This is a genomic window from Collinsella sp. HCP3S3_D1, from assembly GCF_052064015.1.
In the GTDB taxonomy this organism is placed as follows: Bacteria; Actinomycetota; Coriobacteriia; order Coriobacteriales; family Coriobacteriaceae; genus Collinsella.
Genome location: NZ_JBQHWK010000030.1, coordinates 1 through 10332, shown reverse-complemented (window position 1 = coordinate 10332; position 10332 = coordinate 1). Strand labels below are relative to the sequence as shown.

General features: G+C 60.4%; 10 protein-coding genes. 3 read left to right on the top strand and 7 right to left on the bottom strand.

What is annotated here, in order from left to right; genetic code table 11:
• Positions 1-881: IS3 family transposase (locus tag ACTNDJ_RS08790; protein ID WP_441083557.1), on the top strand; the 881-nt coding region annotated here is incomplete at its 5' end.
• A gap of 116 nt (positions 882-997) precedes the next feature.
• Here ACTNDJ_RS08790 and ACTNDJ_RS08785 read toward each other — a convergent pair.
• Positions 998-2050: a branched-chain amino acid aminotransferase gene (locus ACTNDJ_RS08785; protein ID WP_427728837.1), complete on the bottom strand. Its 1053-nt coding sequence runs from the start codon at positions 2048-2050 to the stop codon at positions 998-1000.
• A 290-nt stretch (positions 2051-2340) separates the two neighbouring features.
• Complete coding sequence (locus ACTNDJ_RS08780) at positions 2341-2988, bottom strand: VTT domain-containing protein (protein WP_154517831.1); 648 nt, start codon at positions 2986-2988, stop codon at positions 2341-2343.
• 223 nt (positions 2989-3211) lie between these two features.
• Between ACTNDJ_RS08780 and cysE the strand changes: the two genes are divergently transcribed.
• Entirely contained in the window at positions 3212-3916 is a 705-nt protein-coding gene (gene cysE / locus ACTNDJ_RS08775) for a serine O-acetyltransferase (protein ID WP_441016642.1), read from the top strand.
• Positions 3917-4024: 108 nt separating this feature from the next.
• On the opposite strand, the gene ACTNDJ_RS08770 is transcribed toward cysE, so the two are convergent.
• From ACTNDJ_RS08770 to ACTNDJ_RS08755, 4 genes are all read right to left on the bottom strand, one after another.
• Positions 4025-6040 carry an ABC transporter ATP-binding protein gene (locus ACTNDJ_RS08770; RefSeq protein ID WP_441064245.1) on the bottom strand — a complete coding sequence of 672 codons (2016 nt, stop codon included), beginning with the start codon at positions 6038-6040 and terminating at the stop codon, positions 4025-4027.
• Between the two features lies 1 nt (position 6041).
• Positions 6042-7766: an ABC transporter ATP-binding protein gene (locus tag ACTNDJ_RS08765; RefSeq protein WP_441064248.1), complete on the bottom strand. Its 1725-nt coding sequence runs from the start codon at positions 7764-7766 to the stop codon at positions 6042-6044.
• Entirely contained in the window at positions 7766-8254 is a 489-nt protein-coding gene (locus tag ACTNDJ_RS08760) for a MarR family winged helix-turn-helix transcriptional regulator (RefSeq protein ID WP_441054518.1), read from the bottom strand. Before ACTNDJ_RS08760 ends, ACTNDJ_RS08765 begins: the two co-directional genes overlap by 1 nt.
• A gap of 181 nt (positions 8255-8435) precedes the next feature.
• Positions 8436-8726: a CDP-alcohol phosphatidyltransferase gene (locus ACTNDJ_RS08755; protein ID WP_154517819.1), complete on the bottom strand. Its 291-nt coding sequence runs from the start codon at positions 8724-8726 to the stop codon at positions 8436-8438.
• A gap of 293 nt (positions 8727-9019) precedes the next feature.
• On the opposite strand from ACTNDJ_RS08755, the gene ACTNDJ_RS08750 reads away from it, so the two are divergent.
• The gene (locus tag ACTNDJ_RS08750; RefSeq protein WP_427794362.1) at positions 9020-9541 is read left to right on the top strand and encodes a nitroreductase family protein; all 522 of its coding nucleotides are present in this window, start codon (positions 9020-9022) and stop codon (positions 9539-9541) included.
• 169 nt (positions 9542-9710) lie between these two features.
• Here the strand turns inward: ACTNDJ_RS08750 and istB are convergent, their stop codons facing one another.
• Positions 9711-10268, bottom strand: coding sequence for an IS21-like element helper ATPase IstB (gene istB / locus ACTNDJ_RS08745; RefSeq protein WP_441083556.1), 558 nt, complete (start codon positions 10266-10268; stop codon positions 9711-9713).
• Positions 10269-10332: the final 64 nt, after the last annotated feature.

Genomic DNA, 10332 nt, shown 5'->3' with positions numbered 1-10332 from the left:
GGACTCTGACCAGGGCGAAGGTCGAGGCCGTGAGCGCCCTGCGCGAAGAGGGGTACGGGCTGGGGTGCCTGCTGGAGTGCGCCGGCCTGGCCCGGTCCAGCTACTATTACGCGCTGTCGCACCCGGCCAGGCCGACGCGCCCGGAGCTGCGGGACGCGGTGGCGGAGATCTTCTCGCGCACGGCCAACGGGTGCGGCCACCGCCAGGTCGCCATGTGCCTGCGCGCCGAGCTGGGCGCGCGCATAGCCAACAAGACCGTGCTCAAGATGATGCGGGAGATGGGGGTCCGCTGCGGCATCCGCCGCGAGACCGACTACCATAGGTACAACTCGTACAGGGGGGTCGTGGGCGAGACGTTCGAGAACGTCATCGGGCGCGACTTCGCCGCCGACGGGCCGTGGCAGAAGATGGGCACCGACGTTACCGAGTTCAAGCAGCCCTGGGGCAAGGCCTACTTCGCGCCGGTGTACGACTTCGGCAGCAAGGAGATAGTCGCGTGGTCGACGTCGACCAGCCCGGACATGGCGCAGCAGGCCGAGCTGCTCGACCAGCTGCTGGCGAAGATGCCCGAGGGCGCGACGCCGGTGCTCCACAGCGACATGGGCTGGCAGTACCAGCACGCCGCATGGTGCGGGAGGCTGAAGGACGCCGGGATCGTCCAGAGCATGTCCAGAAAGGGAAACTGCATCGACAACGGCGCCACCGAGCAGGTCTTCGGCCACATGAAGGACGAGTTCTTCCGGGGAAGGACATGGCCCGACTTCGAGTCCTTCAAGGCGGACCTGGACGCGTACGTCGCCCATTGGAACACGAGGCGAAGGCAGGTTAAACTGAAAGGGCTGACCCCGGAGGAGTTCCGGAACCAGCCCCTTGCGGCGTAGTTCTTATTTAAGCCGTCCAAGTTTTGGGGTGCAGTTCAGTGCGCAGCGGGGGTTCTTTCATGTCCGAGGACGCGCCGGAAAGGAAGGTCGCCCTCGGACCGAACATACAAGACAGCTTACGCGACGGTGTAAACCCAGTTGTGCTTATCCTCAACAGCACCAGACTGAATACCAGTCAGGGTCTCGCGAAGTTTCTTCATAACAGGGCCGATCTCGGTGCAGCCAGCCGGGAAGGTCACGGTCTCGTCGGCACCATAAACCTTGTTGTCAATCTCGCCGACCGGGGAGATAACAGCAGCGGTGCCGCACAGACCGCACTCGACAAAGGTGCCGGCCTTGACCTCGGCCCACTCGACGGGACGCTGATCAACGGTCATGCCCAGGTCCTGAGCGACCTGAACGAGCGAGCGACGGGTGATGGAGGGCAGGATCGAGTCGGTGTGCGACTGCGGAACGACGAGGGTGCCGTCCTCTTTCACGAACAGGACGTTGGCGCCACCGGTCTCCTCGACATAGGTGCGAGACTCGGAGTCAAGATACAGGTTCTCGGCATAGCCCTCGCGATGGGCCTCCATCGTGGGCTTAAGGGACATGGCGTAGTTCAGGCCGGCCTTGATGTTGCCGGTGCCATGCGGGGCTGCACGGTCATACTCGGAAACGCGCAGCTTAACGGGCTTAAGGCCGCCCTTAAAGTACGGACCGACCGGAGTCACGAGAATGCGGAACGTGTACTCAGGAGCAGGAGCCACGCCAATCACGTCACCAGAGCCAATCATAAACGGACGCACGTACAGGGTCGCACCGGAGCCGAAAGGCGGAACCCAGGCGGCGTTGGCAGAAACGACCTGCTTGACGGCCTCAACGAACTTGTCCTTGGGGAACGGGGGCATCTCGAGGCGCTGGGCAGAGTTATACATGCGCTCAGCGTTCATGTCGGGACGGAAGCAGACGATGCTGCCATCCTCGGCGGTGTAGGCCTTCAGGCCCTCAAAGACCTCCTGGCAGTAATGGAAGATGCCGCCGCACTCGGAGACATGCATGGTGTGGTCGGTGGTCAGGCCGCCCTCGTCCCACTCGCCATCCTTCCAATGAGCCTCGTAGCTGTAATCGGTCTTCATGTAGCCAAAGCCGAGGCTACCCCAATCGATATCCTTCTTCTCGACAGTCATATGTCGCTCCTTACATACACAGTTGCATACTCGCGAACCCGCACGCAAGGACCGAGGCCGACCGTGTCGCAACGTCGCACGCCCGGAGCGTAGAGCCGGACGGGACACGCGGGCAACATCGAAGCCGATGGCACGTCGATTCGCATGGACGAGATTGTACTCCCCGCGCGCGTCGGATAAAACGTTTTTCTTTAACTAAGTAAAGTATTTTCATTTGACCGAAGCAAAAGAGGCCCGCCACCGCAAGCGGTGACGGGCCTCTTTGACACTATTATTCGCGCCGGCTCGAGTTAGGCGTTCTGTTTTCCCAGCTTAGCCTTAACCAGGCCGACTACAGTCGGGATGATCGACACGGCTACGATGCCAATGATCAGCAACTCAAAGTGCTCCTGCACAAAGGGAATGCCACCAAAGAAGTAGCCCAGCAGTGTAAAGACCGTCGACCAGGTAATGCCGCCCAGCACGTTGTAGATGACAAAGTTGCGCCAGTGCATGCCGCCCATGCCGGCAATGAAGGGCACAAAGGTGCGGATAAACGGGAAGAAGCGGCCGAGGAAGATGGCCAGGTGACCCCACTTGTCCAAGAAGTCCTCGGACTTTTTGATACGCTCGGGCGTCATGGCCTTGACCTTGCCCGAAGCGATGATCTTTTTGCCAAAGAAGTGACCGATCATAAAGTTGCACTGGTCTCCCAGGATGGCAGCGGCCCATGCTACGGCCAGCAGGGCCACGATGTTAAAGCCACCGTTATGGGCAAAGAAGCCCGAAGCAAACAGCAGTGAATCGCCGGGAAGGAACGGGAAGAACACCACGCCTGTCTCAACGAAGATAATGAGGAACACGCAGCCGTAGGCCATAAGCGGGCCGGCGGCGATCCAGCTGGCAATCGCGGTGCGCGGGTCTTTGAGTAGCTCGGCGATAAAATTGATGAAACCCATGAAGTAAAACCTCTCAGTTGTGGGCGCGGATACGTCCAAGTTGACCAGTATACGGTTGCGGTGCCCCCTCGTGCGCAACCCCACAAAAGCATGACTCCATTACCAGTAAGTTTGCATAACTGACACCTGTCATGCAAAGCCGCCAAGATTATTCTTCCTAATCCCTAGCGAATCGCTATACTTTATTGAATCGCATTGCCATGGCGCTAAGGGAGGGCGGCCGGTGAGCTTTATCAATACCATTCGCGAGGACATCAAGACCGTCCAGGCACAGGACCCCGCCGCGCAAAACGGTCTGGTCATCTTCCTTTCCTATCCTGGCCTGCACGCCAAGTGGAACCACGTGCCCGAGCACTGGCTGTGGGAGCACGGTCATCGCTCGCTCGCCCGTGTGCTCTCGCAAATCACCCGCCACATCACCGGGGTCGAGATTCATCCCGCTGCACAGATCGGAAAGCATTTCTTTATCGACCACGCCATGGGCGTCGTCATCGGCGAAACCACCATCGTGGGCGACAACTGCGTGCTCTACCAGGGCGTCACGCTTGGCGGCACCGGCAACGAAACCGGCAAGCGCCACCCCACCCTGGGCAACAACGTCACCGTGGGCACGGGCGCCAAGGTGCTCGGCAACATTCGCATCGGCAACAACGTCAAAATCGGCGGCAACTCGGTTGTCGTCAAGGACGTGCCCGACAACTGCACCGTCGTGGGCGTACCGGGACGCATCATCAAGCGCAACGGCTGCCGCGTGTTCGAGGAGAGCTTCGACGCCAAGCAGCACCGCGAGTACATGCCTGACGATGCCGCCGAGCAGTCCGCCCTCAACCGTCAGGGCATCACCGAGAACGCCCGCCGCGTCAAAGAACTCGAGCAAGAGGTAGCCGAGCTCAAAGCCCTCGTTGCCAAACTTGTGGACGAACGCTAGACGCGGACGGCCAATGACAACATTCATGCCAGCGCAAAGGCGCGCCAGGGAATCTATCCCCGGCGCGCCTTATTTCTGATGCGACAAGGGGGCCGTCCCCATGTCGCATTATGCGAACTGGCTCAGATAGAGGTCGGCGTAGGCGCCCTCGGCAGCCAGCAACTCCTTATGCGTGCCCTGCTCGATAATGTTGCCGTGATCCATGACCAAGATTAGGTCGGCGTCCACGATCGTCGACAGGCGATGCGCGATCACAAAGCTGGTGCGCCCGCGCATAAGCGCGTCCATGGCGCGACCGATGGCGAGCTCGGTACGCGTGTCCACGCTCGACGTCGCCTCGTCCAGGATGAGAATCGCCGGGTTGTTGAGCAGCACGCGTGCGATGGTCAGCAGTTGACGCTGCCCTTGGCTAATGCTCTCGGCATCGTTTGCCACCCGCGTGTCATAACCCTGCGGCATGGTGCGCACAAAGAAGTCGACCTGCGCGGCGCGCGCAGCCGCCACGATCTCGTCGCGCGTCGCCTCGGGACAGCCGTAGGCGATGTTTTCGGCAATCGTGCCGTCAAACAGCCAGGCGTCCTGCAGCACCATGCCAAACTGCTGGCGCAGCTCGCCGCGGTCCATACAGCTCGTGTCCACGCCGTCGAGCGTAATGCGCCCGCCGTCAATCTCGTAGAAGCGCATGAGTAGGTTGATGAGTGTCGTCTTGCCTGCGCCCGTGGTTCCCACCACGGCGATCTTCTGGCCCGGCTCGGCGGTAAACGACACGTCGCGCATAAGCGGCTTGTCGGGCGAATAACCAAAACGCACGTGCTCAAAGGAGACACGGCCCTCAATGCGACCCGGCAGCCTGGCAGCATCACCCGGCAGCGGATCGGCTTCCATCTCGGGCTCATCGAGCAGGTCGAACACGCGCTCCGCACTCGCCAGCGCGCTCTGCAGCGAGTTGAAAGTGAACGACAGCTGCGTCATGGGTTCGGACGCCCCGTAGATAAACTGGAAGAACGCCTGGAACACGCCGACGGTCATGTGGCCGGCGACCAGCATGCTGCAGCCCACCAGCGCGATCACGATCTGCGCCAAACGGCCGATAAAGCGAACCGCAGGGCCTACGGCATTGATCATAAAGTCGGCCTTGGTACTCACGCGCGCTAGCTCCCTCGAGGCCTCGTGCACCTCGGCAGAGCTCTGATGCTCGCGGTTGAATGCGCGAATCACCAAACGGCCTGAATAGCCTTCCTCGACCGCGCTCGTGATTTTGGACACCCACTCCTGACGCTCGCCCGTCACATCATGCGTTCGGCGCGAAACCACCTTGGTCACCAGCAACGATACCGCCGTAAAGCCCAAAAAGACCAACGTGAGCTTGACGCTATAGACAAACATCATGATGATGGCACCCGTCACGGTACCGATCGATACCAGCAGCTGCAGCAATCCGCGCTGCATACTCTCGGACATCTTGTCCAAGTCGTTGGTCGCACGGCTGACCACTTCACCGGGGCGATGCGCGTCAAAGTAGGCGAGCGGCAGGCGGCTGAGCTTCTGCGCGATGCGGTTGCGCAGACGCAAGTTGAGTCGCTCGGCGACGCTCGACATCAAAAAACTCTGCAGCGCATAGAACGATCCGGCGGCCGTCCAGATCAAAAAGTAGACAAAGATGGTCTTACCGCACTGGTCCCAGGTGATGCTGAAGGTCGTTCCGCTGGCAAACGCCACCTGTATATGGCCCCACAGCTCGTCGATAACATGGGCGCTATATGCCGGCGCGGCGGTGTTAAAGATGACGTAGAACACAATGCTCGCGAATACAATATAGAAGCGCCAATGGTCGCCGGCGGCCTCGCTCCACAAGCGGCGCACCGTCGCCCAGGTATCCCGGGGCGTCTCGTCCTCTTCTTCGTCGTCCACGTCGCGCATACGCTCTGCCTCGGCACGGGCGCGCTCGTCCTCGGCGCGCTCGTTTTCCTCGTACAGCGCCTGGCGACGAGCCTCGCGCTCGGCCGCGGCCCTGGCGGCGGCATCCAGCTCGGTCGACGCGGCAGACTGCTCGACCGCTTCCTCGGCCGCGTCCACAACGACGGCATCGATAGCGTCGCTGCGCTTCTTGAGCTCCTCGGTCATGCTACTCACCTCCCTTCATCTGCGATTCCGCGATGGCGCGGTACACCTCGCAGGTTTCCATAAGTTCCTCGTGCGCGCCCAGGCCCACGACCTCGCCATCCTTGAGCACGACAATCTGGTCGGCATGCAAAATCGTCGAGATGCGCTGCGCGATGATGAGCACCGCGGCGTCGCGCGTCTCGTCCTGCAGCGCATGGCGCAAGGCCGCATCGGTCTTAAAGTCCAGGGCCGAAAAGCTGTCATCGAAGATATACAGATCGGCATGCTTCATGAGCGCACGGGCGATTGCCAGACGCTGGCGCTGGCCGCCCGAAAAGTTCGTACCGCCCTGGGCAACCGGAGTATCGAGCCCCTGCGGCTGATCGAGCACAAAGGTGCTCTGGGCAACCTGCAGCGCATGAAGCATGTCCGCCTCGGTCGCGTCCTCGTTGCCAAAGCGCAGATTGCTTGCCACGGTGCCCGAGAACAGCCACGCCTTCTGCGGCACATAGGCGATGCGCCCGCGAATCTCATCTTGCGAAAGCTCGCGCAGATCGATGCCGTCCAGGCGAATGGCGCCCTTGGTGGCATCGTGGAAGCGCAGCAGAAGCTTTGCCACCGTCGACTTGCCCGAGCCCGTCGAGCCCACAATCGCGGTCGTCTGACCGCGACGACAGGCAAAGCTCAGGTCGCACAGGGTATCCTCGTCGGCGTCGTCAAAGCGAAACGACATGTGGTCGAACACGGCAACAGCATCCGCATCGTCCTCGGAGGCAGGCGTCCCGTCACCCAGCGTACGCTCGCCGTCCACGATGCTCGGCTCAATCTCCAACACCTGCTGCGCACGGTTCAGGCACGCGGCAGCACGCGGAAGCGTCAGCACCACCATCTGGGCCATCATCACAAAGAACAGGATCAGAATTGCATACTCCAGCACCGCCGAGATACTCGCAATCTGCATGGCGTGGGCGCCCACCCGGTTACCGCCCACCCACAGCACCGCCACCTCGGCGATGTTCATCAAAAAGAAGCTGGAGCTGTCAAGGCCCACAAACAGGTGGTTGACCTTTATGGCGTTGGCGGCGTAGTCGCTAAACACCTCGTCCAGGCGCTGTTCCTCACGACGCTCCTTGTTAAACGCACGGATGACGCGCACGCCCACGATGTTCTCGCGCAGCACCACGTTCATGCGGTCGATAAAACCCTGCAATCGCATAAAAATCGGTGCCGCATTGGCAACCGTAAAGACCGCCGCAACCAGCACGATCGCAACCACGACGCCCAGAAGCATGCCCATAGCCGGATCGATAAACCAGGCGAAGATGATGCCCGCCACAGCCAAGAACGGCACGGGCAGCACCAGCTGAATCGTCTGAAGGACAGCCTGTTGAATCACGTTGATGTCGTTGAGTGAGCGCGTGATCATCGATCCGGTGCCAAAGCGCTCAAAATCGCTGGCAGACAGCTCGAGTGATTTGTCGTAGACGGCATTGCGGATGTCGCAGGCCACGTTAGCCGCCAGACGCGCCGAAAGATAGCAGCCCAGCACCGTGCCGCCGCTCGCCATGCTCGTCGCGATAAACATGTATAGGCCGTTGCATAAGATGTAGTCGACATCGCCCGTGGTAATACCGGTGTTGACCATGTTCGCCAGCATCGTGGGAACCAACAGCGTACCGACGTTATCCACCAGCAGCGCCAGCAGCGTCACTGCGACAAGCCCTCGATAGGGCTTCAAAAACCTCATTAACAGTCGCACGACTCACCCTCACCTTGATTCTCGGCAGCGATATGCTGCTTAAAGACATCGCACTCATCGCCGAGCGCATGGGAAAATTTTTCGATGAGGCGCATGATTTCGCGCTGTTCCCAGGGCTCGAGCACTTCGAAAGCCTGTTGCTCGGCTTCTTGCGCCGGCAGCGCATATTGCTCGGCAAACCGCATGCCCGCTTCGGTCAAACGCACAACCTTGTTCTTACGGCTGCCTTCGGCAAACTCCAACGTTGCGAAGCCCCGCGCCGTCAAGGTTTTAATTGCCGAGTTGATGGTCTGCTTGCTGTAGAACCATTCGCTTGTCAGACGGCTTACGGCAATACTGCCGCCTGCCGTGCTGGTATCGACGAGCATCCAGTAAGCGCAGTCCGAAAGGCCGCAGGCGCGCGAGAACTCCGAATAGATATGGTCAAGTCCATTGAGCAACCGGTCGAAGTCGACCGGCGTAACCGCACTATTCATCTATCCCACCATTCGATTGTCCGATTTTTGACCAATTTCGTGTCTCTAGATTAGTCCGAGCTTTGACTATCGTCAACAGGTTCTCCGCAAATGCCTGCACTTTTATGACCTATCGGCAGAAAAAGACCGCCGGCGCGGGGGCGGCGCCAGCGGTCACGTGAAAATCGGGTTTCATTGCCTGTTAAGCGGCGACAGCCTCGTAGACCGTAGCGCCCGAGAAGCTATCGTGCAGGCTTTTGCCGCAGATCCAAGGCAGCTCGACGACCTCGCAGAGCGTGTTGACCAGCTCGGAGCAGTCAGTAAAGTGGCCCTTATCGTTGAGGGCCTCGCAATCCTGAACACGCCAATAGCCATCGGTGTGCGTGATGTAGTACTCGTGATCGTCAATCGTCACAAAAGCGCGTGTCTTGGAACGCAGCAGCTTCAGAAATCCTTCGAAATCGGTCTCGACGACATCTCCAGCCTGGAACATGATAGTTACCTCCTGGCCCGGCGCCACCACGGCGCGTTGATAAACGTTGGTACTCCTTTAGTAAAACCTTTATCAGAGGTTATGCGTTCGTCATTTAGGCAAGTGGTAAAAACCGCAGGGCAGACGGGATAAAACGTTTAACCATCCCATTGGCTTGTCACATTTTAAAGGTACTTTTATGCAAACCCACTTTCCCAATTGGAATCTATCCTTTTGCCGGGCACTTGACCGTCTATCGTTTGAGCCCGACGGGTAGGAACGGGGCATCTGCAACGCCACCGCAAGGAGACACCATGGAGACTATCGAAGCACTCATTCACCGCCGCAGCTGCCGCAAATACAGCGATCGTCCCGTCGAGGCCAAAAAGCTTGCACGTATTATCGAAGCCGGCCAATATGCACCGAGCGGCATGGGCCGCCAGCCGGTGACGTTTGTCGCCGTCACCGACCCCGCGACCGTCGAGCGTCTCTCACAGCTCAACGCCCAGGTCATGGGCAGCAACAGCGACCCCTTCTATGGCGCCAAGACCGTTGTGGTGGTGCTGGTTGACCGCAGCGTGCCCACACATCTGGAAGACGGCTCGCTCGCCATGGGCAACTTGCTCAACGCCGCCTATGCACTGGGTGTCGATTCGTGCTGGATTCACCGCGCGCATGAGGTCTTTGACTCGCCCGAGGGCCTGGAGCTGCTGGCCAGCTGGGGCCTGCCCGCCGACGGCAGCCTGCGTGGTGTCGGTAACTGCATTCTGGGCTATGCCGAGGACACGCTACCCGAGGCAAAGCCCCGCCGCGACAACGTGGTGTACGTTAGGTAATTTGTTCCGCCGTTCTACCGAACGGCGGACCTGCTGACGCTGCGCGGGCCGCATTCACGCCAATTTGACGTTCATTTTCGAGGGTGTGTTTCGTCAAGAGGATTTGAGCAAAAAGATCATCGGAAATTGAGCAGCCTGAGCATCGGAAGCGCGCACGCTTTTTGAGCGGCTAGCCCTCCTGCATGAGGGCATGGCGGACGCGGTAGGACTCGCCGCGGAACTGGACGAGCCTCCCGTGGTGGACGATGCGGTCGATCACGGCGGCGGCCATCTGGTCGTCCCCGAACACCGACCCCCACCTGCTGAACTCCAGGTTCGTGGTGATTACCACCGACTGCCTCTCGTATGCGTCGGCGAAGACCTGGAAGAGCAGCCTCGCCCCGTCCGAGTCGAGCGGGAGAAACCCGAGCTCGTCGATGACGAGCAGGCGGGCCTTGCCGATGAGCGCGGCCTCCCGGTCGAGCCTCCCGTCGTCGCGGGCGCGCCTCAGGCGCATCACGAGCGAGGACGCCGTGAAGAAGCGCGCCTCGAGCCTCCTCTCGCACGCCAGCGCGCAGAGGGCCGACGCCATGTGCGTCTTGCCGGTGCCGACGTCGCCCATGAGCACGAGGTCCTCCCTGCGCTCGACGAAGTCGAGCGCGAGCAGCGACTCGCGCCCCATGCCCTCCGGCCACGACACGGCCGACCAGTCGTAGCCGTCTGTTAGCGCTAATCTAAAATTGACCACTTTCGCAAACGCATCTCGCCGAATGCGCTAACGCGCTTTCGCCGGCCCCGCTAACGTACTTTCA